26 protein-coding genes are annotated in these 26,097 nt (G+C 71.8%); 20 read left to right on the top strand and 6 right to left on the bottom strand.

Going from position 1 to position 26,097, the window contains the following annotated elements; all coding sequences use genetic code 11:
- Positions 1-19: 19 nt before the first annotated feature.
- Positions 20-349: a hypothetical protein gene (locus tag Q5530_RS06310; protein WP_415361256.1), complete on the bottom strand. Its 330-nt coding sequence runs from the start codon at positions 347-349 to the stop codon at positions 20-22.
- 845 nt (positions 350-1,194) lie between these two features.
- Between Q5530_RS06310 and Q5530_RS06305 the strand changes: the two genes are divergently transcribed.
- The gene (locus Q5530_RS06305) at positions 1,195-2,283 is read left to right on the top strand and encodes a lytic polysaccharide monooxygenase (RefSeq protein ID WP_415361255.1); all 1,089 of its coding nucleotides are present in this window, start codon (positions 1,195-1,197) and stop codon (positions 2,281-2,283) included.
- A 216-nt stretch (positions 2,284-2,499) separates the two neighbouring features.
- Here Q5530_RS06305 and Q5530_RS06300 read toward each other — a convergent pair whose 3' ends face one another.
- A complete protein-coding gene (locus Q5530_RS06300; RefSeq protein WP_415361254.1) occupies positions 2,500-3,504 on the bottom strand; it encodes an aldo/keto reductase in 1,005 nt (334 codons plus the stop codon).
- Between the two features lie 93 nt (positions 3,505-3,597).
- Here Q5530_RS06300 and Q5530_RS06295 point away from each other — a divergent pair, with 93 nt between their 5' ends.
- Positions 3,598-4,485, top strand: coding sequence for an AraC family transcriptional regulator N-terminal domain-containing protein (locus Q5530_RS06295; protein WP_415361252.1), 888 nt, complete (start codon positions 3,598-3,600; stop codon positions 4,483-4,485).
- A gap of 148 nt (positions 4,486-4,633) precedes the next feature.
- Here the strand turns inward: Q5530_RS06295 and Q5530_RS06290 are convergent, their stop codons facing one another.
- Positions 4,634-4,939, bottom strand: a complete 306-nt coding sequence (locus Q5530_RS06290) for a hypothetical protein (protein WP_415361251.1) — start codon at positions 4,937-4,939, stop codon at positions 4,634-4,636.
- 80 nt (positions 4,940-5,019) lie between these two features.
- Between Q5530_RS06290 and Q5530_RS06285 the strand changes: the two genes are divergently transcribed.
- Both Q5530_RS06285 and Q5530_RS06280 read left to right on the top strand, forming a co-directional pair.
- Positions 5,020-5,469 carry a hypothetical protein gene (locus Q5530_RS06285; RefSeq protein WP_415361250.1) on the top strand — a complete coding sequence of 150 codons (450 nt, stop codon included), beginning with the start codon at positions 5,020-5,022 and terminating at the stop codon, positions 5,467-5,469.
- A 10-nt stretch (positions 5,470-5,479) separates the two neighbouring features.
- Positions 5,480-5,881, top strand: coding sequence for a zinc-binding dehydrogenase (locus Q5530_RS06280; protein WP_415361249.1), 402 nt, complete (start codon positions 5,480-5,482; stop codon positions 5,879-5,881).
- A 34-nt stretch (positions 5,882-5,915) separates the two neighbouring features.
- Here Q5530_RS06280 and Q5530_RS06275 read toward each other — a convergent pair whose 3' ends face one another.
- Positions 5,916-6,188, bottom strand: coding sequence for a transposase (locus Q5530_RS06275; protein ID WP_415361248.1), 273 nt, complete (start codon positions 6,186-6,188; stop codon positions 5,916-5,918).
- Between the two features lie 21 nt (positions 6,189-6,209).
- Between Q5530_RS06275 and Q5530_RS06270 the strand changes: the two genes are divergently transcribed.
- Both Q5530_RS06270 and Q5530_RS06265 read left to right on the top strand, forming a co-directional pair.
- Positions 6,210-6,605, top strand: coding sequence for a MerR family transcriptional regulator (locus Q5530_RS06270; protein WP_415361247.1), 396 nt, complete (start codon positions 6,210-6,212; stop codon positions 6,603-6,605).
- Positions 6,606-6,711: 106 nt separating this feature from the next.
- A complete protein-coding gene (locus tag Q5530_RS06265; protein ID WP_415361246.1) occupies positions 6,712-7,635 on the top strand; it encodes an NADP-dependent oxidoreductase in 924 nt (307 codons plus the stop codon).
- A gap of 460 nt (positions 7,636-8,095) precedes the next feature.
- Here the strand turns inward: Q5530_RS06265 and Q5530_RS06260 are convergent, their stop codons facing one another.
- Together Q5530_RS06260 and Q5530_RS06255 are read right to left on the bottom strand one after the other, a co-directional pair.
- Entirely contained in the window at positions 8,096-8,725 is a 630-nt protein-coding gene (locus tag Q5530_RS06260) for a helix-turn-helix domain-containing protein (RefSeq protein WP_415361245.1), read from the bottom strand.
- 304 nt (positions 8,726-9,029) lie between these two features.
- The gene (locus tag Q5530_RS06255; RefSeq protein WP_415361244.1) at positions 9,030-9,686 is read right to left on the bottom strand and encodes a YczE/YyaS/YitT family protein; all 657 of its coding nucleotides are present in this window, start codon (positions 9,684-9,686) and stop codon (positions 9,030-9,032) included.
- Between the two features lie 759 nt (positions 9,687-10,445).
- Between Q5530_RS06255 and Q5530_RS06250 the strand changes: the two genes are divergently transcribed.
- The 14 genes from Q5530_RS06250 (at position 10,446) to Q5530_RS06185 (ending at position 26,069) form a co-directional block, all read left to right on the top strand.
- Positions 10,446-11,255, top strand: coding sequence for a hypothetical protein (locus Q5530_RS06250; protein WP_415361243.1), 810 nt, complete (start codon positions 10,446-10,448; stop codon positions 11,253-11,255).
- A 692-nt stretch (positions 11,256-11,947) separates the two neighbouring features.
- Positions 11,948-12,424 (top strand): DUF6355 family natural product biosynthesis protein, encoded by a 477-nt coding sequence (locus Q5530_RS06245; protein ID WP_415361242.1) that lies wholly within the window; start codon positions 11,948-11,950, stop codon positions 12,422-12,424.
- Positions 12,425-12,775: 351 nt separating this feature from the next.
- On the top strand, positions 12,776-13,813 hold the full coding sequence (locus Q5530_RS06240; protein ID WP_415361241.1) for a hypothetical protein: 1,038 nt from the start codon (positions 12,776-12,778) through the stop codon (positions 13,811-13,813).
- Positions 13,810-14,550, top strand: a complete 741-nt coding sequence (locus Q5530_RS06235; RefSeq protein ID WP_415361240.1) for a hypothetical protein — start codon at positions 13,810-13,812, stop codon at positions 14,548-14,550. The genes Q5530_RS06240 and Q5530_RS06235 overlap by 4 nt, the downstream gene beginning before the upstream one ends.
- 23 nt (positions 14,551-14,573) lie before the next feature.
- Entirely contained in the window at positions 14,574-15,224 is a 651-nt protein-coding gene (locus tag Q5530_RS06230) for a hypothetical protein (RefSeq protein WP_415361239.1), read from the top strand.
- Positions 15,221-16,234 carry a hypothetical protein gene (locus Q5530_RS06225; RefSeq protein WP_415361238.1) on the top strand — a complete coding sequence of 338 codons (1,014 nt, stop codon included), beginning with the start codon at positions 15,221-15,223 and terminating at the stop codon, positions 16,232-16,234. The genes Q5530_RS06230 and Q5530_RS06225 overlap by 4 nt, the downstream gene beginning before the upstream one ends.
- A 357-nt stretch (positions 16,235-16,591) precedes the next feature.
- A complete protein-coding gene (locus Q5530_RS06220) occupies positions 16,592-17,233 on the top strand; it encodes a hypothetical protein (RefSeq protein WP_415361236.1) in 642 nt (213 codons plus the stop codon).
- Entirely contained in the window at positions 17,230-17,484 is a 255-nt protein-coding gene (locus tag Q5530_RS06215) for a helix-turn-helix domain-containing protein (protein ID WP_415361235.1), read from the top strand. Before Q5530_RS06220 ends, Q5530_RS06215 begins: the two co-directional genes overlap by 4 nt.
- An 842-nt stretch (positions 17,485-18,326) precedes the next feature.
- Entirely contained in the window at positions 18,327-19,268 is a 942-nt protein-coding gene (locus Q5530_RS06210) for a hypothetical protein (protein ID WP_415361234.1), read from the top strand.
- Positions 19,268-19,549: a hypothetical protein gene (locus Q5530_RS06205; RefSeq protein ID WP_415361233.1), complete on the top strand. Its 282-nt coding sequence runs from the start codon at positions 19,268-19,270 to the stop codon at positions 19,547-19,549. Before Q5530_RS06210 ends, Q5530_RS06205 begins: the two co-directional genes overlap by 1 nt.
- Positions 19,546-19,968, top strand: a complete 423-nt coding sequence (locus tag Q5530_RS06200; RefSeq protein ID WP_415361232.1) for a hypothetical protein — start codon at positions 19,546-19,548, stop codon at positions 19,966-19,968. The genes Q5530_RS06205 and Q5530_RS06200 overlap by 4 nt, the downstream gene beginning before the upstream one ends.
- Positions 19,965-22,580 carry an ATP-binding protein gene (locus tag Q5530_RS06195; RefSeq protein WP_415361231.1) on the top strand — a complete coding sequence of 872 codons (2,616 nt, stop codon included), beginning with the start codon at positions 19,965-19,967 and terminating at the stop codon, positions 22,578-22,580. Before Q5530_RS06200 ends, Q5530_RS06195 begins: the two co-directional genes overlap by 4 nt.
- A 325-nt stretch (positions 22,581-22,905) precedes the next feature.
- Complete coding sequence (locus Q5530_RS06190; protein WP_415361230.1) at positions 22,906-24,993, top strand: hypothetical protein; 2,088 nt, start codon at positions 22,906-22,908, stop codon at positions 24,991-24,993.
- A 23-nt stretch (positions 24,994-25,016) separates the two neighbouring features.
- Positions 25,017-26,069 (top strand): hypothetical protein, encoded by a 1,053-nt coding sequence (locus Q5530_RS06185; protein WP_415361229.1) that lies wholly within the window; start codon positions 25,017-25,019, stop codon positions 26,067-26,069.
- Positions 26,070-26,097 lie beyond the last annotated feature (28 nt).

Raw genomic sequence — 26,097 nt, 5'->3', positions numbered from 1 at the left:
AGCTCCCACCGACGGGCCTTCACCCTGGATGCCGGCCGCAGGGTTGTGCGGCTTGACTCAGCGTAGCCGGTGTTGAAGTGGGGCTGTTCTCGTGGTCGATCGGGGACTTCGGCCCGAGGTGGGGGTGGCGTCGTCGGGTGTTGTGGCGGTGCGGCCAACCGAAGGCGGTCAGCCGTGCTTCCGTTTCATTGCCCCGATGCCGGGTGCCTTGGCGGGTCTCGTGGTTGAAGGAGGCGTTGAGGATCTCGGCGGTGAAGTCGCGTCCGAGCAGGTCCGGGGCTTTGATCGCGGCCGGATCGGCGAGGGTGGCGCGGTGCAGCCGCAGTTCGGACAGACCGACCTGGCGCATGATCCGGGCGGCGCGCTTGTAGTTGACCGGCGTCGCGCAGTTCGGCGGTGATCCGCGGGACGCAGTAGGCGCCGGCGGAGTCGCGGTGGACGGTGCGGATGCGGGCCGCCAGACGGGCGTCGGCCGCGGCGCGGCAGACCTGGTCCGACGCGGTCGTCTTCCAGCGGTGGAAACCGAATCGGGCGATCCCGACGACCTGGCACAACCGCTTCACGCCGTGGCGGCGCCGGTGGTTGTCGACGAACCGGAAGCGGTCCACCGGCGCGTCTCTCCGGCGAAATACCTCGCCGCCTTGCGCGGAATGTCCCGCTCCTCCTCCAACTCGCGGACCCGCCTGCGCAGCGCGGCGTTCTCATCCTCCCGAGACCCCCGCCGCCACGGGCGAGGAAACGGCGGTCGGTACTTCGGTGCGCTGCACGTCGTCGAGAACGTCGCGGACACATGTCGGTGGCGCTGCGGCACCACGCGCGGACGGTGTCGCTCAGGTAACACGACATCACGACCCGTCGATCGGTGAAGTTGCGCAATTTTCACCCGAAAGACGGATGCCACGGGCGTTCACGCTGATGAAACTAAACCCACTGGGAGCGCTCCCAGAGCGGGCGGGCGAGGCTGCGTGCCATAGGAGTGCGGTGCATGGCACCCGTGCTCGGCCGTCTGCGCCGCCGCACCCTCCACGCCGTCCTGACGCAAACCGTTCGACAACCCTACGACCCGCATCGGGACAGGGCCCGACACGGCTCCACGACCTCGACCGCGCGGCGGTGAGTCGGGCCCCACCGGTTCCGCCGCGGGCCGGAACTCCGAGATTCCCGTCGTCGGTCAACGAAGATTTGGCGGTGTACATGCTGAACCCATCCGGGACGACCTCCGGCCGGTCACGAGGCGCCCTGACCGTGAAGGCGGGCCCCGCGTGGCGGGTGTCGGCGGCGGTCGGCGCCTGCCTGGCGCTGTTGACCACCCTGCTGGTGACCTTCGGCGCGGGCACGGCCTCCGCCCACGGCGCGGTCAGCGACCCGCCCGCGCGCCACTACGGCTGCTACCTGCGGTGGCCCAACGGCCCGTCGCCGCAGATGGCCGCCGAAGACCCCCTGTGCCACAAGGCGTGGCAGGCCGACCCGTCCGCGATGTACAACTGGAACGGCCTGCTGCGCGACGGCGTCGGCGGCAACCACCAGGCCGCCGTCCCCGACGGGCAGCTGTGCAGCGGCGGCATGACCTTCAACGGCCGCTACGCCGCCTTCGACGAGCCCGGCAACTGGAAGGCCGCCGACCGCCCCAACAGGTTCACCCTCAACCTCAACGACACCTCCTCCCACGGCGCCGACTACATCCGCGTCTACGCCACCAAACAGGGCTTCGACCCCAAGACCCGGAAACCCCGGTGGGCCGACCTGGAACTGGTCGGACAGACCGGCAGGATCCCCACCGGCACCAGGACCCCCGTCGAGGTCGACGCACCCGGCCGCACCGGCCACCACCTGCTGTTCACCGTCTGGCAGGCCGGCCACGCCGACCAGACCTACTACTTCTGCAGCGACGTCAACTTCACCGACGGCGGCGGGCCCACGACGACGACCACGCCCACCGGCACGACCACTCCCACCAGCACGACGACCACGCCCACCGAGATCCCGTCCCGGGGCTGCTCGGCCACCTTCCGCACCACCTCCCAGTGGTCCGGCGGCTTCCAGGCCGAGGTGCGCGTGACCGCCGGACCCACCGCCATCACCGGCTGGACCATCACCTGGTCCTTCACCAACGGGGAACGGATCAACTCGATCTGGGGCGCCACCACGACCACCAGCGGGACATCCGTCAGCGCCCGCAACGCGGCCTACAACGGCTCCCTCGCCGCCGGGGCCTCCGGCACCCTCGGCTTCGTCGCCTCCGGCACCGCCGGAACCCCCGCCCTCACCTGCACCGCGTCCTGACCCCCGTGCGCTCCCGACCCGCCTGACCGACTCCGCAGCCTCAGCAGACGGGTCGGGAGCGAACCACGCGACGACAGAACGGCATCACCGCTCACACGATGTGGAGGCCGGCCACCCGTGTCGACTCGAGCTCGGTCTCGTCCTGGCTGCCGCCGTCCTCGTCTGCACGGGGCGCGTGGCGTGGTCAGGACCCGTTCGGGGTGCGCTGTCGGGTGATCACCAGGTCGGCATGATCGCCTCGGGGTAGCGGGAGCCGGCCGCGCCCTTGGGCAGGACCTCCAGCACCCGCGACTGGTCCTCCGCCGTCAGCACCACGTGCGCCGCCGCCACGTTCTCGGCCAACCTCTCCGGGCTGCGCGTGCCGGGGATGGGCACGACGTCCTCGCCCTGCGCCAGCAGCCACGCCAGCGCGAGCTGCGTCACCGTCGCGCCCTTCTCCCGCGCCAGCGCGGTCAGCGCCTCGACCGCGGCGACGTTGCGCTCGTAGTTGCCCGGCTGCCACCGGTCGTCCCAGCTGCGCATGTCGTCCGCCGGGTACTCGTCCGCCGGCCTCACCGCGGAGGTGAGGAACCCGCGGCCGAGCGGTGAATACGGCACGAACCCGATGCCCAGCTCCCGCACCACCGGCAGCACCTCGACCTCGACCGCGCGCTCGAACACCGAGTACTCGGTCTGCAACACCGACACCGGGTGCACGGCGTGCGCGCGCCGCAGCACGTCCGGGCCCGCCTCGCTCAGCCCGAAGAACCGGATCTTGCCTTCGGCGACCAGCTCGCCGACCGTGCCCGCCACGTCCTCGATGGGCACGTCCGGGTCCACCCGGTGCTGGTAGAGGACGTCGATGTGGTCGGTGCCCAGGTGGCGGAGGCTGTTCTCGGTGACCTCTCGGATGTGTTCGGGCCTGCTGTCGAGCTTCGCGCCCACGTTCGCCGGATCGGTCAGGTCGAAGCCGAACTTCGTGGCGAGCACGACCTCGTCCCGGAACCCGGCCACCGCGCGGCCCAGCAGCCGCTCGTTGCTGCCGGTGCCCATGCCGTACAGCTCGGCGGTGTCGAACAGGGTGACGCCCAGCTCGTGGGCGCGGCGGATGGTGGCGATGCCGCCCTCCTCGTCGCCCGCGCCGTACGCCATCGTCATGCCCATCGTGCCGAGACCGATCGCGCCGACCTCCAGGCCCTGTGTGCCGAGCACGCGCGTGGGCGGGTCCTGCTGCTGTGTCATGCCCTCGACGCTAGGGCCCACCCGGCGCGCCGGCATGGGCGGCGAACCGCATAGGATTGCCCGATCCTCTCACTCGCCTGTTCGGAGCGGCCCGTGCTCGACCAGCTCGCGGCGGCCGTGGGCCGCCACCGCAACGGCCTGTGGTCCGGCACCACCGCCGTGCCCCGGCTCACCGTGGTGGCCCTCGACGACCTGGTCAACCCCCTCTCGCTGCGCTACGAGCCGATGGTGTGCTTCATCGCCGAGGGCGTCAAGCGCACCGTCACGGGGGAGCACAGCCGGTTGGCGCGCCGCGGCGACATGTTCCTCAACTCGCTCGACCTGCCGGTCACCGCCGTGTTCGAAGAGGTGCCGTACCGCTCGGTCGTGTTGCACCTGGACGGCCCCGCGCTGGCCGACCTGCTGCTCGAACTCGACGGCGAGGACCCGGCCGTCCCGGTCGCGGGCCAGGTATCCGCCACGATGAGCCCCGAACTCGTCGACGCCGTCACCCGCTGGGTGCGGCTGCTCGACACCCCCGACGACATCCGGCCGCTGGCCGCCCGCGTGGAGGCCGAGATCCTCTACCGCCTGCTCGGCAGCCCGCTCGGCCCGACCCTGCGCCAGTTCGCGGCCGCGGGCTCGGCCCTGACCAGGGTGCGCGCCGCAGCCGACTGGATCGCCGCCCACTTCACCGAGCCCATCACCGTGGAGCAGGTCGCGGCGGTCGCGCACATGAGCCCGGCCACCCTGCACCGGCACTTCAAGGCCACCACCGGCATGAGCCCGCTGCGGTTCCAGAAGCACCTGAGGCTCCAGGAGGCACGGCGCCTGCTGGTGGCGGGCGACACCACGGCCGCGCACACCGCCGAGGCCGTCGGCTACGCCAGCGCCACCCAGTTCACCCGCGAGTACCGCCGCGCCTACGGCCTGCCGCCGGTGCGCGACGCCGCCCGTCTGCGCGGCAGGCTCACCGAAAGCCGTCCCAGAGGAACGCGGTGAAGGCAAACGCCCCGTCCAAGCCCTGATGGCCCTGGCCCTGGCGCTTCGACGAGTCGACGTCCTGTGGGCACTGCTGCGCGACAGCCGCGAACACCCGCGAACGCCCGCGGCTTGGGCGCGCAGGAACCGCCGCCAGGAGGTGTCGGTGTCACGCTCCGGCGCGGGCGGGTATGCGCAGGCGCCCGAGCACGTGACAAATGGGCGCCGCGGCTACCCGGCGGCCGAGCTTGAGCAGTCCGCCCTGGATCCGCCGGTAGCCCCAGCCGGAGTCCTCCCGGGCCATCCGCTCAACCAGTGCCACCAAGGTGTCGGCGGTCGACCGGTGCGGTTCGGGGTTCCAGGTGGGGAGAAGCTGCTGGGCGTGGAACTGGTCGGTGACCAGGTCCTGGGCGCCGGCGGTGCGGACCGGCTGGGTGCTGCGGTTACCCGGCGCTGCTTCGAGCTGTGGCTGCACATGAACATCGTCCAGCTGCCCGGGACCTCCGAGGTCGGCGCGCCGAGTGCGCCGTGTTCCGGTCGCGGGAGGATGCGGTCATGAGTGACGAGGCAAGGCGCGCCGCGGTGGTGGCGCTGGTCGGGCTCGCGGGCAGTCCTGATTGCCGGGACAGGGCGGACGCGGGTGGAGCCCTGGCCCGGTTCGCGGAGCTGGCGGAGGCGGGGGAGACGCTGCTGCGGCTCGTGCTCGACCCGGAGGACACGTTCGTCACCAGGGTGACGGCGGAAGCGTTGCTGAGGCGAGGGGACGTGGTGGGGCTCGCCGTGGTGGCCTCGGCTCTCGCCGCCGCCGACGTCGGGCACGTCGACTGGATCCACGCCGCGGTGCTCGACGTGTTCGGGGTGTTCGCCGGCGATCGGGACGCCGCTGTGCGGGAGTGCGGGGTGCTGGGGCGGGACGCCGACGAGCGGACGCGTCGCGGTGCCCGCGAGTTGGCCGCCGCGCTCGCCGCGATCAACCCGGTCCTCCACCCGGCCCGGGACGACTGACCGGTCAGGGGTGACGGCGCGACCCCCGACCGGGACGCCGGTCACGGGTCGCACCGGTCGCGATCGCTCGTCGAAGGCGGAGATCGAGGACATGACCGGCGGGCACGGCATCGACGTGCTCTACGACACCGTCGGCGACCAGGCGTACACCGCCGCCGCCACCGTCCTGGCACCCTCCGGCGCACGCGTCCTCATCGTGGGGTTCGCGAGCGGGCAGGTAGCCCGCCTCGACGCACAGGACCTGCTCATGAGGGACTACTCCGTCGCCGGCGTCATCTCCGCGTTCCGCGACGACACCGAACGGGCTGCCACGGTGAGCGCGTTGTCCGCCATGCTCGCCGCCGGACGCATCACCCCACCGGTGACGTCCGTGCACCCCTTCGACCAGGTCCCCGAGGCCATCGCCCGGTGAGCCGCGGACGGCTCGGGGCAGACCGTCGCGACCGTCACGACGTCCTGACGTCCTGACGTCCTGGCCGCCTCGATCTTCCTCGCCGAGCCATGTGCTCGGGTGCTGCGTCGGTGACCGTTTCCGACCGGTCCTGCGCCGAGGCCGGGGTCACCAGCACCGCCACCAGCAGTCCCGGGGTGTCCACCACGATGTGCCGCCTGCGGCCGGCGACCTCCTTCCCGCCGTCCCATCCCCGCGTCGCCCGGCCGACGGTGGCGGCCGCGCCCACCGACCGCGAGTCCACGACCGCCGCCGACGGCGCCGCCACCCGGCCCGTAGGCTTTCGGGGATGCGGATCGGCGAGCTGTCCAAGCGCACGGGCGTGAGTCGGCGCTCACTGCGGTACTACGAGGAGCAGGGCCTGCTGACCAGCTCACGCTCCGACGTCGGGCAGCGTCACTATTCCGATGCCGCGGTTCAGCGCGTGTCGCTCATCCGGCAACTCTTCGACGCGGGTATGTCCAGCCGGGTGATCGCGACCGTGCTGCCGTGCGTGGATCTCCCCGGTGACCTGGGCGTCGCCGAGGAGACGTTCACGGCGATGACGCGTGAGCGAGCCCGGATCGACGCCGACATCGCGCACCTGGTCGAGACCCGGGACGCGCTCGACGTGCTGATCGGGGCCAACAGCCGGCACCGGGCGGAGCTGTCCACGGCCCCGGAACCGGTGACACCGTCGGCCTGATGCTGTGACCCGCGCCTCAGCCCGTTGCCCCTCACATCGGTGTGAGCGGTGAGGATGGCCGCAGAGCCCGGAACCCCCGGGTCGGTCACACAGGAGGCGGCAGAAGATGGGGCAAGCATGGGGTTTCCGCAGGTACGGCGGGCCCGAGGTGCAGGAGTTCTTCGATCGTCCCGATCCCGTCCCCGGTCGCGGCGAGGTGCTGATCCGGGTCGACGTCGCCGGTGTGAATCCCCTCGACCACCTCGTGCGCTCGGGTCTGGTCCCCGGGCTCGACGGCGGGCGTCCGTTTCCCCGCGTGCTGGGCATGGAAGCAGCCGGGATCGTTCTTGCCCTGGGCGAGGGCGTCGACGGGCTCGAGGTGGGTGACGCGGTCTTCGGCTTCGCACTCACCGGTGGCGGCACCTACGCCGAGACGACGGTGCTGTCCGCGCGGAACACCGCGCGCATCCCGGCGGGCCTGTCCCCGACCGTGGCGGCAACGCTGCCGGTGGCCGGGACGACCGCGGTGGACGTGCTCGACCAGCTCGGCCTCCCGGCCGGTGCCACGATCCTGGTCAACGGGGTCGGGGGCGGGGTCGGCCTCGCCGTCGCCCGGCTGGCCGTCGGGCGCGGGTTGCGCGTGATCGGCACCGGGAGCACCGCCAAGCGAGAGCACGCCGAAGCCATCGGGGTGCGGTTCATCGACTACGCCGCCGGAGACGTCGTCGCCGCGACACGCGAGCTGGTCCCGGACGGCTTCGACGGGATCGTCGACCTGGTCGGAGGCACCTCGCTGCGCACGGTCGCCCCACTGGTCAGGGATCCCCGCAACGTCATCGCCGTGGGTGACATGTCCGTGCCCGATCTCGGTGGGCGTTTCGTCGAGCGTCGCCTCGACCGCGAGAACCTGGAGCGGGCAGCCCGGCTGGCCCTCGACGGACTACTCACACCCGTGATCACCGCGGTCCACCCGCTCTCCGACGCCCCGGCCGCCCTCGCCACCGTCGAGAACGGTCACACCTCGGGCAAGGTCGTCATCAAGGTGGCATGAGGAGGACCCGGCCGCCCGACGCCGTCAACGTCCACAGAAGACGGACGAGAGCTCGTGGTCGGCGCATCACCAACTGGGCACGTTCACCTGTACGGGGCTGAGCACGTCCAGGCGTAAGCCGACCCCTGAAGCCCAGAGTGCAGGATCGCCGCAGTTCAACGCTCGAGTGCAGAGTTCTGGCACCCCACAGGGATTGTCGCCGGTGCCGGTGCCGGTGGCAACGAGGCGCGGCGTGCATCGACTGCCCGGACAGGTAGGGCAGGGACTTCTCGTCAATGACGGCGTGTGGGCGTTGGAGCATCCGCACCACCAGGTGGTTCGTGTCGTCCGTCAGCAGCAGGACGCGGCTTGCCTCGGCGACGCAGGCCAAGCAGCTCTCCGACGTATGGATCGTTTCGTCGGCCACTCAGGTGCTTCAGGCGGGCGGAGGGGGTGAGGTGCGCGGCGCGCTTGGTCTTGCTCACCGGGCACCTCCCCTCCGGGCCGGGGCGCAGCGCGGACATGGTGTGGACCGGGTGCGGTCCTCGTCCAGCCACACCACCCGGGCGCTGATCGGGTCACCGGTACGGGCGTCGCAGGCGCCGCACTCCGCCGAGACCGCCGAGCGTCCTGCCGGGGGTGCGCTCGGCGCAGGACGGTTGATCTTTTGGTTCAGGGATGTTTCGGGCGTCATGCTGACGCCCCGTCGCGTCGCTGCTGACGCCCCGTTCGCGTTCTCCTGACGCCCCGTCGGGGCCGGCGGGACATCGTCCTGACGCCTCGTACCCGTGCCTGTGGACAACCCCGCCGACAGGACGAGGTCGTAGACCTGAGGGCGCAGGTCGGCGCGTTCGATCTGGGCGTCGCGGTAGTGGGTACGGCCCGGCTTGATCAGCCCCAACTCCTCCAGCGACCGCAGCGCGCGCTGCACGGTACGCCGTGACAGCCGGGTATAGCGCATCATCCGGTCGACCGACGGGAACGCCTCCGACCCGTCGGGGCCCGCGTGGTTGGCGAGCGCGATCAGCGTGATCGTCAGCGCGGCCGCGTCCTTGCGGTCGGTGGGGATCGGGGCGGTGTTCAGCGCCCAGTTGATCGCTTCGATGCTCACGGGCTCACCGCCCGGTGGCGCTGGTACGGCAGGATGTCGTGCACGGCTCGGCCTTCCGCAGAAGAGTCCGGGTCCAGGCCTGCCGTGGTGTTCCTGCACCCGGCGGGACCGTCCCGCAAGTAAGCTTCCGGCGCATCCGGGCGGCGGAGCCTTGCGGGCGCGGAAGTACGTGATGGGTTGTCAGCGCCTGGGGTGGGCGTGGCGTCCTCGACCTCGACCTCCGTCAGGCGTCGTTGGAACCGGGGGATGCGCGTGGCGCAGTTCGTGTTTGGATCTTGCGGTCTCGCGGATCCGGGGATCGGCTTCAGCTCGATGCGCGATGGTGCGGGGAGCAGGTGGGATACCGCTTGATCCGGCGGACAAGGAACGCGATGCCCGGCCCGAGCAAGGCTGCCAGCAGCAGCGTCGCCGGTCCCACGGTGCCGTCAACGACCGCGGTGATCGGTCCCAGGAGCAGCCAGCCGGTCAGAAGGCAGGTGGCGTCCGCGACGACCCGGATCGGCGCCGGTTGTAGCCGCGGGTGGCGGCGGTGCAGCTCCAGCATCAGGCTGTCGCGTGGAAGCGTCCCCATCTGCGCACTGAGGTAGAGGGCAACACCAACGGCGAACAGCACTCCTCCTGTCACGAACAACAGCAGCTTCCACGCCAGGTTCTGGGGTGCCGGCATCGACGCCAGTACGACGTCGCATGCCAGCGCGGGGATCGCGGCAGCGGCGACAGTCCCTGTTCCGGGACGAATGCGCAGCGGTAGACAGGTCATCAGCAGCGTCGCCTGGACGGCGATGAAGGCGCCGCCGAGGGTCCAGCCGGTGTGTTGGCTGACAGCCAGGTGCAGCACATCCAGCGGTAGCAGACCCAGCTGTGCGCGGACCAACGCGGCGATGGCCACGCCCATCAGCAGCGTGCCACCCAGCAGCCGGATCACCCGACTCGCCACGGCACGGCGGTCGATGTCGGTCATGCCCCACCTCGTCCGGTCGCAGCCACCGTGACGGCCGCGGACCACCTCGACGCCGCCCGTCCCGGCGGTGCACCCGGCGGACGAGAAGAACCGCTTGACGGTGGCCCCACCTGCCATGGCGTGTGGACCTGGTGACGTGGAGGTCCAGTCGTCGCGGTGCGCACATACATGGTGTGTCTCCTCCGGATTTTCTCCATGAAACAGCGATCAGTCAGGTGCGTTGCCAGTCATGTCCGGGGAACAGTAGCTCTCGCGGGAGATCGTTGAAACCATTTCAACCGGTGGAAAATGGTCCAGTCGATGGCGGCACGTGGGTCTTCCGATTGGTGAAAGTCGACCTGTCGGTGAATGGAACAATTTCGCGCAATGAAATTCTGCCGCCCGTCCGGCTTCTGTGTTTGCGCAGATAGAAGACTTGTTTATCCTTTTTTCGGCTTTCCTGGTGACGTGGTGGGTGGACATATGCCATTGTTTGTCTGGCAGTGACACCCGCTGTGGTTGATGAATCCGCAAGGTGGCTCGGGCGGTCGATGGAGGTCGCGACAGTCCAGGGTGTGCGTTCGGGATGGACTGCTTGCGGAATCCGGGGCAAATCCGTCCAAGGCCGGGGACTGGTCGATGTGGGGACTTGTCGAGGCAGTCGGGCGCGGCCTGAAACCAGTGACCTGTAGGGGGGAACCGATGAAGACACGCCGGGCACGATGGCGCCACACCGTCGACGGGCAGCTACTCGTACTACTGGGCCACCGAGCCGACGCGGTGCCGCCGACGTTGACGCAACACCTGCTGGGGGAGAAGGCGCTGCGGTTGACCGCCGAGGCGGCCGACGACCTGCTGATGATGGACGCGGCACTGCGAGCCGATGCCGCCGACGCGCTGGAGCACGTCGACTCCGCGGAACGGCGCCTCGTGGCGACCCGATCGACCACCACACCTGACAGCCGCGCCCTGGAGGATGCGGTGCGCTTGCACGGCGAGGCCGTGCGACGCCTGGACCAGGCACGGGCTTTGATCGACGACCTCCGTCGGTTCGTTGTCGATCTCGACGCGCCGGATGGTGCACTGCACGCTGCGGCACAGGGCTGGCGACTTTCACCGGCGGTACCGGCACAGGTCACCGTCTTCGACGACGAAACCCTCTTCCTCACCGTCGACGCCCGCCGGGCCACGACCACCGGACTCGGTGTCTTCACCACGGCGGGAGTGGAGGAGTGGGGCTGGGCCTGGCGCCGTGACGGTGACGACGACGACCTGTCCGCGCCCCTCCAGCCCGACCGCTGCGGCCGGTGGGTACTGGGCTACCTGCCCGCCACCGAGGAGATCTACGCCGTACTGCGAGGAGCGGGTCTGCCGTCGCAGGTGTGGCTGCTGGGTCGGGGGTTCGACGCCGACACCGCGCACGCCGTCCTCGACGACCTCGCGCCGCGGATGGCATGGCCCAACTCGTTGATCGCGGCGGCCGGGGCGGTCCACGCGGCGGTGCTGTGGCGGTCACGCGGTCACGTCCGGCCGGCGGCGTCGACCGGTTCCATCGCGGAGGCGTCGACGGACGAGGACACACGGCGATGACGGCACACCGACGAGGCCGGACCTGGCTGGGGCTCTCGGGTGGCCTCGTGGTACTCGCGGCCTGCGCCACCCACCCTCCGGCCGGCATCGACGCACTCGACCCGATCACGACCTCGACTCCCGGGGACGATGTCAACTCCCGCTCGTCCGGGACCGGTAAGCCCTCGGGGATGACCTCGGTGAGCGTTCCGCCGCCGGAGGTCCGGGGACCGCTGATCACCGTGGCCGGACAGGTCGAGTGGATCGGCCGGCAACCCGGTTGCGTGGTGCTGCGCCTGCCCAGCGGCCAGCGTTTCCAGCTCACCGGAACACCGGCGCGAGACGGTGAACGACAGGCCCGCGCAGGGCAACTGCCAAGACGGCAGCACATCGAGACCACCGGACACATCCCACCCGTCGGAGCAACCTCCTGCGGCCCGGGACGTGCTTTCTGGGCCGACCGACTTCGCTCCGTCGGTCCCTGAACCCTCGGCGGAAATCAACCCCCGCGTGCGGCTCCACTCCATGCCGCGCATCCATCGACCACCGGTGTCGCGCACCGCGCCCACCGGAGCCTCACTGCCCGAGGGCAGGTGAGCACAGGCTGCCGGTCACTCCCGACCGGCGGGGGTGCCGCGCCGATCGCTCAGACCCGACCCCCTGGGGCACGGCGACGGCGCGGCACACCATTCCACTCAAGAGTCAGGACACCGATGACACGCACATTCATCCTGCGCCTGCTCGGCGCGTTCGGCCTCATGCTCGCCCTGTCGCCGATCATCACTGCGGGAAGTGCCTCGGCGCAGGTGGCCATGGGCGGCCCCTACGGGCCCACCTCCACCTCCACCGGCGCGGGCAACCCGGACTCCCGGATCCAGGTGCGGGCCGCGCAGCCCGATGCCTGGCAGGCGCCCTACGCGGTGCCGGACGCCGGAAGCCGGAACGTGGCCTACCCGAACGACACCGGCTCGCAGATCCAGGCCCAGGCGTGCGGCTGGTATGCGCCCAATGTGAACTCGCACTACGTCCACTGCGGCTCCGGGAGGATCTCGATCAACGTCGAGTTCTGGTGGGGCATGGGCGCCACCCGCTCGATCTGCGTGTGGCCCGGCAAGACCCTGCTCTCCTCCCACCCGGCCCTCCAGGGCGGAATGATCACCTACGCCTACTACAACGGCCGCGGCTGCTGACGGTTCACCGGCCACGAAGCGCTTGTTGCGTGAACCCAGGTGCACCGCCGCTGCGGGGGCGTCCGGCGCACCGGCCCTGTCCCACCCCACCGCTGCACGTCCGCGGTCGGTCAACCGGCCGCGGCAGGGTGTGCTGATCGGCCGCATTGGCCTGGGGGAGAACCGGTTCACACCGACGCGTCGTCGACGGTGTCCGGCCTGCCCACCTCCACCCCGGCCGATGACGGCCCAGGACCCGTCGGTCCATCCGGGACCGGCCCGTTCGCGGCTCGCGTCGCCCCGCCCACGCGCTACCTGTGCGGGGCGGCGCGGCCGCCACGCCATCCATGCCCGACCACGGGAGAGATGATCATGTATCGAAGGCTTTCGGTCGTGCTGCCGCCGCTGCTGGGAGCAGCGCTGCTGCTCTCGGCCTGTACCTCGGGTGGCGGCACGCCGCCGCCCGCCGACACCGCGCAGCCTCGCGGCACCGGCCAGGCGCCCGCCGCGTCCGGCATCGAACAGGCGATCCCGGAACGCGACCGCGAGACCGCCAAGGCACACGCCGCGTTCCGTGCGATCGACGCGTGCGCCCTGCACGACGTCGGGGCGGCCACGGCCGTCACCGGCGACAAGGGAGACGAGATCACCCCGGACCAGGACGGGCTCAACGGGTGCACCCTGCGACTGCACAAGAGCGAGTTCGAGTCGACCTGGACCGTCTTCCTGGAGGTCGGCGCCCTGTTCCCGCCGCAGCTGCGCCACGAGGCGGCTCCGGAAACCGTGGGCGGGATGGCGGTGTTCACCAGGGAGGACGAGCGCGGCTGCACGCTGTCCAAGCCGCTGGACGACAACCACGCCGTCGAGGTGCGCACCGGCACCTACAGCGGCGCGACGAAGAAGCCCTGTGACGTGCTGCGCGAGTACGTCGGCAAGCTCGGCGAAGTCTGGAACGACCCGCCCGGGCGCGACCTCGGCCAGACCAGTCCGCGCCTGTCGCTGGCCGACGTCGACCCGTGTGTCGCTGCCTCCGCGGTGCTCGACGACGTCGGCCCTGGTGCGCGGCTCTCTCCCACGAGCGTGTTCGCCTGCTCGGCGGTTCCGGCGTCGGCGACGCCGTCGAAAGAGCGCATCGACATCGAGGTTGCGCTGATCATGGACGAGGACCCCGCCTCACTGACCAGGATCGGAGCGCGGGAACTCACGGTCAGCGGTCACCGGGCGGTGCTCACCGAGCGGGCCACCGGCTGCCTGGCCTACGTGGTGTGGGAACCGGAAACCGAGGTGGTGGTCAACGGGCACTCCGAGGACACGTTGGCCTCGCTCCAGCAGATCCGCGTGCGGGCCGGCACCTGCGAGGCCGCCCAGGCCGCCGCGGAAAAGGTCCTGGAGAAGGTCGGCAGGCGATGAGGCGCACGATCACCGCCCCGGTCCTGGCGGCGGGAGCGCTGAGCGTGGCGTGCACCACGACGATCGCCGGAAACCCCGGCCCCGCCGATGGCGTGTCGGGCAGCACCACCGTCCAGACCTCGGCAGGCAGTACCGCGACCGACGGGCGGAACTCCGACTCGGGCCAGGGCGCGTGCGGGCGCAGCTCCAAGCCCGAGCAGTGCACGCAGTGGACCCGCACCACCCCGGCCACCGGACAGCAGTTGCTGACCACCGTCAAAAACAACCCGGCCACCGCCGCGCAGATGCTGTGCTCGGCGCTGACCGGGCAGCAACTCGACACCCATCTCGGACCGGGCCACTACCGGTACATCGAGGCCGGGACCGGCTGCGCGATGTGGTCGGCCGACGACCAACTCGCCATCCGCGTGGGCGTCAACGCCCGGTACCCGCTCTCGGAGTACCTCACCAGGTTCCGCAACGACCCGCGGTTAGCCTCCTCGGTGTCCGAGCTGACCATCGCCGGCGCACCGGCGATGCGCACCGGCGTGCCACGGGAGTCCGACGGCAAGGGCGCCGACACCGAAGACCTCGTCGTCGCCGTCGGGGCACCGGACAAGCCCGGGGTGATGCAGGTGCAGGTCCTGCTGCGCCAGCCGCGCGGCAAACCGGACAGCACCCCGGTGGACCGCACCCGCCTGGACATGCGCGACACGGCTGTCGGCGACCTGCTCACAACCCTGTTCCCATCACGGTGATCACGATTCGGGGAGACCACGTCATGACCGACTTCAGCAAGCTGGTGCGCCCGGCCGCGATGCTGGCCGGTGCGTGCGCGCTGCTGCTGGGCGCCGCGCAGGCCGCCGCCCTCGGCGTGCCGTCGACCGCAACGCCGATCCCGTCCACCGCCCCCGGCGACGGTGCGCGCATCGTGCTGGGCGACCTGGACCCGAAGGTCGACGCGGCGGCCGTGGGCGCGCCGTTCGACCCGTGCAGGCTGGGCTGGGAGGCGTTCCCGGCACCGGTGCGGCCGGCCAAACCGAGCGCACCGCGCCTGCGCCCGCCCGGAGACAACGACATCTACAGCACCGCCTGCCGCTACGACCACAGCGAGCCGGCCGTGCTCAAGCCGGGCGGGCAGGCCGCGGTCGGAGCCCGGTTCATCACCGTGGTCGCCTGGGCGAAGGCAGACGACGGGATGAGCGCCAACCCCGCCGAGCACCCCAACGCCCACCCGGCGCAGTTCGGCGACAAACCGGGGCTGGTCAAGCCCGGCACCAACGCCTCCAGCGGTGACCCCACCTGCACCGCGATCCTCGCTCTGGCCGACGGCGTGGCAGGCATCACCGTCACCAACGGGAGGTTCCCCTCCGTCGACACCTGCACGATCGCCCGGACCGTCGGCGACGCCGTTGCCGCCGTCGCGCCGTGACCGGCTCGGACACCTCGGTGCCGGAGGACACGGCTGCCGGGCAGACCCGACCGATGCCCGCCCCGACCGCCGGCGGGCCGCGTGCCCGCGGGCGGCGTCGCCGAACACGCACCGACGGCACCCTGCGCGTGGCGGCGCAGGGCATGGGCCTGATCGTGGTGGCGACGCTGGTCGCGACGGTGCTGCTGCGGGAGGACATCACCGCCGGGCCGCGGGTCGGGCGGACGGTCACGGCGTCGACGACAGTCACGGTCACCGCGACCTCGTCGACGCCCGAGCCGGTGTCCGCCGAAGCGGACCCGGCCGCGGTCACCCCGCATCCGGTGTCGTCCGAGCAGCTCGCGGCGCTGCCGGTCGCGGTGGTCGGCGCAGCCCCCGGGCAGGCGATCACCGATCCCGCGCCCGGGAGCGAACCGGGCACCACGGTGCTGCACCCCACCCGCGACACCGTGGTCTACGCCGACCCCGGCGGGCCGCCGGTGGCGGTGCTGCCGCCGTACCAGCTGCTCTCACCGACCTGGGTGCCGGTCGTGGCCCGGTGGCCGGGCTGGGTACTGGTGCTGCTGCCGACCCGCCCGCACGCCGACGGCACCGCCGCGGCGGGCTGGATCCACCTCCGACCCGAGGTGCGGCTGGCCGACACCGACCGGCGGATCGAGATCGACACCACCACGGGAACGGTCGTGGTCCTGGCCGAACTGGGCCGCACCGGAACCATCCCCACCGCCGCACACGCCGCCACCACACAGGCCGAGGCGCCGGGTCGACGAAGTTTCGTGGCCGTCGGCAATCGGACCCTGCACGCGAACTGGCTGCTGCGGCTGGTGTGGCCGGTCGCGGTGGACCCGGCGCGGCTGTGCTCCGGCCGGCCGGGCGGGGTGTCGGTGCCCGGCCTGCCCGCCCGATCCGGACTCGGCGCGGCCGACGGCACCGGCTGCGTGACCACCCCCGACGCCGTCCGCGACGCACTGGGCGAGGTACCCACCGGAACGGCGGTGCTGCTGCGGTGACCCGGTCCTACGCCCGAGTTGCACACCGACCCGGTCCGCACCGGATCAACCCCCGTCGTGGGTGGAGCGCGCCGACGCCGTCGAGGACGCGCGGCGTGCTCCGCCCACTCCACCTGCCACGAGGGAGAAGGCCGGGGTCATCGAGGACGGCGACCGGTCGCGCCGGATCGCGCCCGGCGAGGCACGGCAGGCTGCCACGCCGCAGTCCCCGGCCGATGCCGGCCGGCGTGCCGGTCGCCATCCTCGTCGGAGGCCCGATCACCGGGTGGCCACCCCTCGGCACGCAGCCCACCTTCACTTCCCCGGACAGCGGGCCGTACCTCTGCCAGCGCCGACCCCCCAGGAAGGAGCAACACCGTGTTCCTCATCGACATCGACACGCGCGCCGACACCGAGCACGCGGCGGACACAGCCACGATCGACACCGGGGTCATGGGAGCCGACCTTCACCAGACCGGCGGCGAAGACCTGGTGGACAGAGCGGCGCGACTCAAGCGGATGATCAACGTCGCCCCCACCTACACCGCCGCCCTGTCCTGGTGGACCGGCATCGCCGTGCGCAGGGCAGCGCGGGCACCCGACACGCGCCGCGAGGTGGACGAATTGGAAGCCAGGCTGCTCGATGTCCCGCCCGGTACCCGCGTGCTCGTGCGCGAGGGCCACCTCGTGCCCGCCGTCGGCGACCCGACCGTGCGCCTGGCCGCGGTGACAGCGCTGGTGTACGAGCCGGCCCTGGGACTGGGAATCGACGAGCGCGAGGTGCTGCGAGAGGGCAGTGTCCCGCTGGGCGAGTTGCTCGGAGCAGCGGTACGGCGCGCCACCCAGTTCACGGTGCGCACCGCCGGGCCGGTGCGTGCCGATGCGCCGGCGCTGCACTCCCAGGCCCGCCTGCTGCTGGCGGGGCGACCGGTCGCGGTGGTGTCCGAGACGACCTACTGGTGGCCGCTGCTGCGCCGCGCGCCCGCGACGATGCCGCAGTACGTGCAGGCCGTCCCGTGACGTTGGACCGCGATTCCTACCTGGAGCGCTGCCTGCGCGTGCTGGAGGCCGTCGCCCCGCAACCGGCGCCGACGACGTTGGCGCGGATCGGCGAACTGAGCGGCCTGCCGTTGAGCACGGTCCACCGCCTCGTGCGGGTCCTGGAGCGCAGCGGCGCCGTCCAACAGGTCGGCGGCCGCTACCGGATCGGCGATCGCCTGATCGCCATCACCACCCACAGCACCCTCGAACGGCACGATCCGGCCGAGTAGTCGGCCTTTCCGCACGACCCGTCGACAGACGGTGTCGACGCGCTCATGCGGAAATCGACGTACGTCCTTCCTCTTCCCTTTTTTCGGCACATGGAATCATCGACTACGCGAACGGTCGGTAAGCCGTCTACGCCCCCACGGCTCGACGGCTTACCGACCGGTCATTTCTCGACAGTGCGCTCTCGGTCGCGCACCAGGCCATCATGGCACGTCGCAGCACCCACTGCATGAATTCGGGTGCGCAGATCACAGTTTTCGAATAATGAAAGCCTCATTTTCCGATCTGCGGGAAAAATTCCCTCCCTGGGCGGATGGAGGGTTATGGTTCCGGTATCGCCGTACGTCCAAGTCGTAGCGACGTCATGAGGCGGTGTCCACGGGGAGCTTTATGCGTGCTTTTTTCGCGAGACTGTCGGCCGTCCGGGGAGCGGATCATGTCCGGTGATCTGCTGTGGCGGCTGATGGCCGGCAGAAACCACCGCGAGGTCCGCGCCCGCTGGCGTGCTCGCCGCGCCGGCACGGCCGTGCGGGCGAATGGTGCTGTTCCCGCCGTGGACGACGGACCGGGACGCGTGGGCACCGGTCGGCCGGTGCCCGCGCGCGGCTCCCGACCCCGACCGGCGACGTGGACGCCTCCGGCACCCGGACATCCGGGAACACCGGGCGTGGTACCCGGTGGCGCCGCGCTGTGGAGGCCACCCCACCCGGCGCCGCAGCAGCAGGAGCCGGTACTTCCCGTCGGTGCCGTGCCGCCGCGGCGGGCTTCCGGGCGGCAGTCGGCTTTCGACGTGGTCGACGGTGTCCGTGAACCGTGGTGGACACGAGCGCGTCGCCTGGTCGTGGTGGGCGCGATCGTCGTGCTGACGGTCCTGGGCGCGGTCGACGTGACCGTCACCGTGCTGGGTTTCCTGCGTCCGTCGACGTCGCCCCCGGCGCCGGGGATCGCCGACGAGGTGTTCGACGGGGTCGCCGAGGGTGTGGCGGTGGACTACCTGTCCTGGGATGCCCGGAATCGGGAGCGCCGCGGGCAGGTGCTGCGGCGGTGGGCGGTGCCCGACCGCGAGGTCGACGGGTGGGACGGGCAGGGCCGCCAGTCCGCCGACAGCACCGCCGTGCTGGGACGCACTCGGCGGGGCGTCGACCAGGCCGTGGTGACCGTGCGGGTGCGGGTCGTGCCCTACACCCCGGACGAGCAGTCGGGATCGCAGAACCCGTCAACGCAGCCACCCGGGGAAGGATCCGACAGCTCGTCGCGTGCTGACGAACCCGGCGTCCCGGCCGCACAGCCCACATCGGCGGACGCGCCCGGGTGGCGGGCGCTTCCGGCACGCTGGCTGGTCCTCGCGGTTCCCCTCGCACGGCATGGCGACCACGTGCTGCTGACCGCGCCTCCCGCGCTGGTCGGCGACCCCGGCACCACACTGCCCGAACCCGTGCCCGCGGTGGAGGCGGTGAACGACGACCGGTTCACCCGCGACACCCGGCAGGCGGTGCGGAGCTTCTTCGAGGCGCTGGCCACCGGCGAGCTGGACTTCGTGCGAGCCCCGCGAGCACGGATCACCTCCCTCCGGAACGCGGCCGTGCTCGTCGAGCTGCGGCAGTGGCGCGGCGTGCAGTCGCAACCCGGCGCGCCTCCGGGGCAGCGCGCGGGGGTGGCGAGCGTGGTGTGGCGGATCGCCGAGAACGCCGGGCAACTGACCTGCACCTACCGCGTGGGCCTGCACCGCCAGGAGGACCGCTGGCTGCTGGCGGGCATCGACATCGACACCGGGAAAACACCGTGATGACCACCCTGACGACCATTCTGACCGAGCTGGCGCAGACCCAACCGTTGCAGCAGGTCAACCTCGACGGCATCAAGAACGCGATCTTCGCGCTGCTGGGCGTGCTGCTGATGATCGTGCTCGGGGTGCGGGCCTTCTGGTCCTACATGGAGGACCAGCCCGGCAAGATGGTCGCCCAGATCATCGCCGCCCTGGGCTGCGGCGTGTTCGTGTTCTTCCCCGACACCGCCGAGAACATCCTCAAGGGCGTCATCCAGTCCATCGTGGGCGGCACGGTATGAGACTGCCCACCGACACCGTCCACCTCAAACTCCAGACCCGCCAGTACGAGCTGTTCGGCCGCTCGCTGGGACGTGGCGTGGAACGGCGCGTCCTGCTGATCGGAGCCACGAGTACCGCGCTGTGGTGGGCGATGCTTCTGTTGCTGGGAATGCCGATCCTGCACCGCCTGTCCCCGCTGCTGTTCCTGGTGCCGCCGGTGGTGTTCGTGCTCTACGGCACCCGACGCGACGACACCGGCCGGATGGTGCTCGCGGCCTGGCGCGACCGGCTGCTGTTCCACGCGCCGGCGCGCCGACGGCCGATCGGCAATCCGCTGCTGGAGCTCGACAGCCACCGGTCACGGCCTGTTCGCCTGCTGGTCACCGCCCGCCTCGTCACGTCCGCTCCCAACCCTGATCGGGAAGGTGGTGCGTGGTGACACGCAAGGCACAGGCATCGCGCCGGATCACCGATCCGCCCGCCGCGCCGTTGCTGATCCAGGACGGCGTCGAGGTCACCGACGACGCGGTGTGGACGTGGGCGCGGATCCCGGACGGCTCCACCGAGCTGATGGAGGACGGCGAGCTGGAGGCCGCGACCTGGGCCACGGCCGCCGCGATGCACACGCTGCTGCCGGTCGACGCCGAGTACCACGTGAAGGTCGTGTGGGCGAGGTACTCGCCCGAGGACTACCGGGACAGCTGGGCCTCGACGCCCGGGGTGCGTGCGCCGGGCGCGGACTACTACATCGAGCTGGGCGCGCACCGCATCGCCCGCAACAGCGAGGTCGGCCACTTCCGCCGCCGCATCGTGCTGTTGGGGGTGCGCTGGCCCACCCGTGATATCGCCTCGCCGTGGGAGCAGCGCCGACAGGCCGTCTCCGTGCAGCTGCGTTCCCGCGCGGCGGTGCTGCGCGACGCCCACGACCGCGTCGACGAACTGGAACCGGCCATACGACGTTGGTTCGGCCAGGTACGGGACAGCCCTCTGCGGGGAGTCCCGGCTCCCGCCGCGACGATCGCGTGGGCCTACGCCCGCGAGCTGCGCCGCACCGCCGACCTCACCTCCGTCGGTGACGGCGAGTTGTCCGGCGCGCGGCTGGTGTCGCTCATGCACGGCGACGTCACACCCAGCCCCGACGGCCGCTACCTCACCACGCGGGACGCGACCACCGGCGCCGTTCGGCACGTGGCGATCCTCGTTCCCGCCACGAACGGGTTCCCGGCCGAGGAGTTGGAGATCCCCGGCGGGGAGTGGCTGGCACTGCTGACCGAGCTGACGGATGTGGAGGCGTCGGTGCGCGGGGTCAACCACGGCCGCACCGCTTCGCTGGCGCTGCTGCGCACCGGCCGCAAGTGGACCAGGTCGCAGTCGCTGGAGGCCGGTGAGGCGGGCGCCTCCCCGCCGGAGGAGATCGACGAGGCCGAACTCGCGCTGGCCGAACGTGACCGGGAGGTGCGGCGGCGCGTCGATGTGCTGGCGACCTCGCATCCGCGGTGGGTGGTGCACGCCGCGACGGTGGAGGAGTTGACCGACCGCGTCGAGGCGCTGCGCCGCCGCTACACCGGCATCGTCGCGCTGGAGCAGGCACCGAACATCCAGGACCTGCTGTGGAAGGAGCTGCTGCCGGGTGACCGGGTGCGGGTGCCTGAGTTCGGGCAGGTGCAGCCGATGCGCACCCTGGCCGGCTCGTGGTTCCACGGCGGCTCGGCGGTGGGGGACACCCGCGGCCCCTACATCGGCGGCAACCTCGGTGCGACGCCGGGCCCGGTGCGGCTGCACCTGGTCTCCCGCACCACCGACGACCGGCGGATGCCGACGACGATGTCGTTCACCGGCCGCTCCGGATCGGGCAAGAGCACCGCGGTGATGCTCACGGTGCTCGCCGCGCTGGCCGAAGGCGCCTGGTGCCTGCTGGCCGACCCCAAGGGCGACCTGGCCGGGATCGTGGAGGTCGCCGACCGCGTCCTGGGTGTTCCGGCGCAGGTCGTCGACGTCACCGCTCCGCAGGCGGCAGGGTCGATGGACCCGATGCGGTGGGCGCCCGGCGCCGACGAGGCCCGCACCCTGACCCTCGACGCCCTGCTCGGCGTCCTCAGCGGGGACGACCGGCGCGGCACCGAGGCGGTGCTGGAGGCCGCGATCGACCGGGTCCTGGCCCGGCCTCGGGAGATGTGGTCGGCCACCGCCGTGATCGGCGAACTCGTCGCCACCCCCGGCGAGACCCCGACCACACAGGCGGCACGGACGCTGGGGGAGACGCTCTCGGTGCGCTCCCGGCAATCCGACGTGCGCGCCGTACTGGGCACACCGGTGGACGGCGCCGCACCCATGCTGTCCGGCCGCGGACTGGTCTACCTGCGCCTGGACGGCCTGGGCCTGCCCCAGCCCGGCAGCGTGGCGGAGCAGTGGACGGTTCCCCAGCGCTGCGCGATGACCACCTTCCGGACCTCCACCGCCTACGCGCTGATGCAGTCACGCCACGTGCGCGAGCTGATCAAGCTGGTCGCGTTGACCGAGCTGCACCGCATCACCGCCTACCCGGAAGGCCGCTCGCTGGTGCAGTGGCTGGCCCGCACCGGCCGCGCCCTCAAGACCTACCTTCTGCTGGACTCCCAGTCCGCGGTCGAGATGGCCGCCATCGAGGGCCTGGTCGAGCAGCTGGTCATGTCGGCGGCGTTCGAGGCGTTGGGGCGAGAGGAACAGCAGGCCCAGGCGGTGCTGCTGCACCGGCCCGACGCGGGCCCACGCCTGCGACAGGCGCAGGGCATGGTGGGACCGGGCGAGTGCGTGATGCGCGACCGGCACAACCGGCTCGGGCTGGTGGCCTTCGACCGGCTGACCGAGTGGATCGCCGAGACCCTGTCCACCGACGCGGCCGAGGACTCCGCCGACCTCTACGCCTACGACACCGACACCGATCCGGCGGACACCGACCCCCGCGACAACCGCGGGGACGAAACACCGGCCGGCGACATAGCGCCCGATCAGGCCATTACCCGGCACGGCATCGAGGACCGCCGGGTCGACGAGCCGGAGCGTGCCCGGTGATCGCCGTCGCGTCTCCCCGCGCATCGACCCTCGGACGGCGCGTCGGCTGGTTCACGACGGCGGTGTCTGTGACCGCGCCGGCGAGCCTGCTCGCGACACAGCGGTGGCGCGCCCGGCTCGGCCGTCACGCGCGCTGCCTGCCCACCGGGCACCGGCCACGACCGGAGGTCCGGGTGCTCGGCGCGAGCAGGTCCGCGGAGTCCGCGGTCGCGGTAATCGCGGTTCGGGCGCACGACGAGGTGTTCCAGCAGGTCACGGTCGGCCTCGCTCTGATCGGGGACCGGTGGCCGGTCGACTCGACGACGCCTACGCCTGCGGAGGCGCGATGAGCAGCCAGGTCCCGCCCGCTCGACTCGTCGACTTCGTGCGCGACACGGGCCGGTGGGCGCTGCTGTTGGTGGTGCTGGTGCGTGAGCGTGCCCCGCGTCCGCTGCGATGGCTGTGGAACCGGCCGGAGCGGATGATAACCCTGGCCTGGCTGGTGGGGCTGCTCGTCGCAGGGCATGCGCGCGGTGCGGTGGCCGACGACGTGATCACCGGCCCGGACCTGGCCGGCAGTGGCCCGAAGACGTTGTTCGAGACGTACTCGTTCTCCGACTACGGCATCACCGTCAAGCCGGACGACTCGGCGTCGGGTTGGCTCGATGTCGCGTTGCCGGTGTACCAGATCATGGGTGTGATCGCGCTGCTGCTGATGTGGCTCGTGCTCGGCGTGCTGGAGGGCGCGCTGACCCTGCTGGAGTGGCTGCTCAACCTCACCGTCTACGCCGAGTCCAGCGACAGGATCGACCAGGCGGTGAACTCGGTTGCCCATCACGTGTTCTGGCCGCTGATCACGGCCACCGTCGCGATCGGCGCGGTCATGACCTACGCCCGGTGGCGTGGCGAAGGTCGTGGCTTCGCCACCGACCTGGGCTGGGTCGTCGCCACCGCGGCCACCGCGATGTTGTTCGCCTCCGGCCCCTCCACCGTGATGACCACCGTGGACGGCGCGCGGCAGCAGATCGCCGACGGCGTCATCGCCGGATCGACCCAGTTCGTGGCCGCCACGACCAACCCCACCGGGTTCCCCGCTCCGTCGATCGCCGACGGCAGTCCGCACGCGGGCACGCGTCGGCTCGTCGACGGCATGTGGTCCAACTTCGGTGCCACCCCCTGGTGCCTGGCGCACTTCAACTCCCTGGAGGTGTGCGGCAAGGCCGGTCACCACGCGCTGGCGAACGACGACACGTGGAAGCGGTGGATGGAGATCCTCGACCGGCAGGGCGCGGTCGAGGAGTTCGGTCCCTACGGCGACTACATCCGCGGACAGGACCCGGCCCGGCTGGGCGTCGTGCTGCTGCTCGCCCTGCTGGTGCTGCCGCTGGCGCTGCTGCTGATCCGCCTGGTCATCGCCGGACTCAACGCCTCGGTCGGGCTGCTGCTCGCCCTGGTCGCCGGGCTGGTGTTCCTCACGCTGTGGCCGATACCGGGCTGGCCGCGCGCGACCGGCACCCGCTACCTCGTCTACACCGTCGGCCGCAGCCTCCAAGCGCTGACCATCACCACCACGGTCTCCGGCGTGACCGTCACCTCCACGATCATCGTCACGCTCGTCGGCCAACACGGGTTCTTCATCGTCACCGTGCTCAACATCGCCCTGATGACCTCGGCGGTGCAGATGCAGTCCTGGGCGGACTCGCTGACCGGCGGCGAAGGCGCCCGCACGATGGGCGTCGGTACGGCGCTGATCGCCCGGTCGGTGGCGCGCACGGCGGTCAAGGCGGCCAGCGGCGTCGCCCGTGCCGCCGCCGGCGCGGCACGAGTCGCCGGTGGAGCGGCGATCGGCGGAGTCGGCCTGGCCACAGCCGCGACCCGCACGGTCGGCAACCAGTTCAAGTCCCAGGCGGGCAAGGCCGCGGACATCGACTGCGGACCGGTGGAGGCGACCGCCACCCGACTCGTTCCGTCCACCGCGGTGCAGCCCTACACACAGGGTCCTCCGGGAGGACGACGAGCGCGCCCGCACGGAACCGGTCCGGACACCGCGATCACCTCCGGCCCCGGCCTGGCGGTGCGGCCGAAGCCGGGCCCACGTCCCGACCCGGAAGCACGATCGGGCGCGACGTTCGACGCCGAACGAGCCACCGCGGTCGGCCCACGCCTCTGGGTCGCACCGCCCGGCGGAACCGGCACCGAGCAGGCCGCCGGCGACACGCGCCGAGTCTGGGTCGTCCCACCCGGTGGACGCGGGCTCGCACCGCCGGACAAGACCCCACCGCCCCCTGCCCGCAGTCGTCGTGGTGTTCACCAGATCAGCACCGGACGCCCACGCCCGCCCCGGAAGGTCAGGCAGGGCGGTGCGGATGCGGCCCGACCGCAACGACCGCGTCGCGCGCCCGGACACCGACGCGACGACACCGACACCGGCTGACCGGTGAGAGGAGAGCAGCACCGATGGCACATCCCGACCCGGCGCGCGACGGCTCCGAGCCGGAGGAGACCGCGCCGGTCCTCCCCGCCGGCGACCGGCTCGATGACGACGCCGATCGTCCGGCGCAGGTCGCACGACAGGTGCGCCGCGCGCTGTGGGGACGCGACCTGCTCGGCCCCCGTCCCGGGTGGTGGCCGTGGGGTACCGGTGCCCGCGCCCGAGCGCAGCGGCGGCGCGAGGTGCGCGAGCTCGGCGCGCAACGGCGCGTCGAGCTGCACCGCCGGTTCACCCACGGCCACGACCACGGTGGTGATGCCGTTCGCGCGCCGTGGCGACCCGTGCCGACCAGCCGGAACATCGCGGCCCTCGCCGCAGTGGTCGCAGTGGTCGCCGCGGTGGTGGCCGTGGCCTGGTCGATGGGCGACGGGCCAGGCGCAACCCGTGAGCCGTCGGGTGAGCAGCGTGGCGAACCGGCGCCCACCGAGGTCGCGCCCACCACCTCGACGGCGTCGATGGTTCTGCCTTCCGTCGCCGTCTCGTCGTCCGCGTGGTCGTTGCCGGAGCAACCGCCCATCCCGCCCTCGGGCGTCGCACCCGCACAAGCCCGGCCCCGGACCGCGACGGACCCGGCGACGATTGCCGTCGTCACCGCCCCACCGGGCCCACCCGCACGCCGGGAACTGTCCGATCCGCAGGACGCGGCGGGTGCCTGGCTGGCCCGGTGGTGCCCGTTCACCGCCAGCGAGGACCAGCTCGGCGACGCCGAACGGCGAGCACAGCCGGCGATGACCGACGCCGCCTGGTCGCTGTTCGACCCCGCCGGCGACGAGCGCGCCGCGCGAAACTGGGAACAGGCCACCGCCGCCGGAGAGACCGGCAGGTGCTCCGCGCCCGTCGCCCAGGTCGTACCGAGCGCACCCCGCACCCCGGAGCGGGTCGTGGTGCGGGTTACCGCCGACCGGGTGGTCACCACCGCAGCAGGGGCCCGCTACGTCGAGCCGGTCTCCTCTACCCGGGTCATGCTGCGCCGGCCCGACGGCACCTGGCGGGTCGACCTGGCCGCGGTCGGTGGCTGAGAACGATGGTCAAGCACCTTCTCGGCGG

The sequence above is a fragment of the Saccharothrix sp. BKS2 genome, from assembly GCF_047689505.1.
Classification (GTDB): domain Bacteria; phylum Actinomycetota; class Actinomycetes; order Mycobacteriales; family Pseudonocardiaceae; genus Actinosynnema; species Actinosynnema lopnurensis.
Note: the sequence above shows the minus strand (reverse complement) of the source record. Positions and strands in the feature narration are given on the sequence as shown.

What these genes read in the sequence shown, in the direction of transcription:
- Q5530_RS06310 (WP_415361256.1), bottom strand. Translation starts at nt 349, where the DNA reads ATGCGCCAGGTCGGTCTGTCCGAACTGCGGCTGCACCGCGCCACCCTC.
- Q5530_RS06305 (WP_415361255.1), top strand. Translation starts at nt 1,195, where the DNA reads ATGCTGAACCCATCCGGGACGACCTCCGGCCGGTCACGAGGCGCCCTG.
- Q5530_RS06300 (WP_415361254.1), bottom strand. Translation starts at nt 3,504, where the DNA reads ATGACACAGCAGCAGGACCCGCCCACGCGCGTGCTCGGCACACAGGGC.
- Q5530_RS06285 (WP_415361250.1), top strand. Translation starts at nt 5,020, where the DNA reads ATGAGTGACGAGGCAAGGCGCGCCGCGGTGGTGGCGCTGGTCGGGCTC.
- Q5530_RS06270 (WP_415361247.1), top strand. Translation starts at nt 6,210, where the DNA reads ATGCGGATCGGCGAGCTGTCCAAGCGCACGGGCGTGAGTCGGCGCTCA.
- Q5530_RS06265 (WP_415361246.1), top strand. Translation starts at nt 6,712, where the DNA reads ATGGGGCAAGCATGGGGTTTCCGCAGGTACGGCGGGCCCGAGGTGCAG.
- Q5530_RS06255 (WP_415361244.1), bottom strand. Translation starts at nt 9,686, where the DNA reads ATGACCGACATCGACCGCCGTGCCGTGGCGAGTCGGGTGATCCGGCTG.
- Q5530_RS06245 (WP_415361242.1), top strand. Translation starts at nt 11,948, where the DNA reads ATGACACGCACATTCATCCTGCGCCTGCTCGGCGCGTTCGGCCTCATG.
- Q5530_RS06240 (WP_415361241.1), top strand. Translation starts at nt 12,776, where the DNA reads ATGTATCGAAGGCTTTCGGTCGTGCTGCCGCCGCTGCTGGGAGCAGCG.
- Q5530_RS06235 (WP_415361240.1), top strand. Translation starts at nt 13,810, where the DNA reads ATGAGGCGCACGATCACCGCCCCGGTCCTGGCGGCGGGAGCGCTGAGC.
- Q5530_RS06230 (WP_415361239.1), top strand. Translation starts at nt 14,574, where the DNA reads ATGACCGACTTCAGCAAGCTGGTGCGCCCGGCCGCGATGCTGGCCGGT.
- Q5530_RS06205 (WP_415361233.1), top strand. Translation starts at nt 19,268, where the DNA reads ATGACCACCCTGACGACCATTCTGACCGAGCTGGCGCAGACCCAACCG.
- Q5530_RS06200 (WP_415361232.1), top strand. Translation starts at nt 19,546, where the DNA reads ATGAGACTGCCCACCGACACCGTCCACCTCAAACTCCAGACCCGCCAG.
- Q5530_RS06190 (WP_415361230.1), top strand. Translation starts at nt 22,906, where the DNA reads ATGAGCAGCCAGGTCCCGCCCGCTCGACTCGTCGACTTCGTGCGCGAC.
- Q5530_RS06185 (WP_415361229.1), top strand. Translation starts at nt 25,017, where the DNA reads ATGGCACATCCCGACCCGGCGCGCGACGGCTCCGAGCCGGAGGAGACC.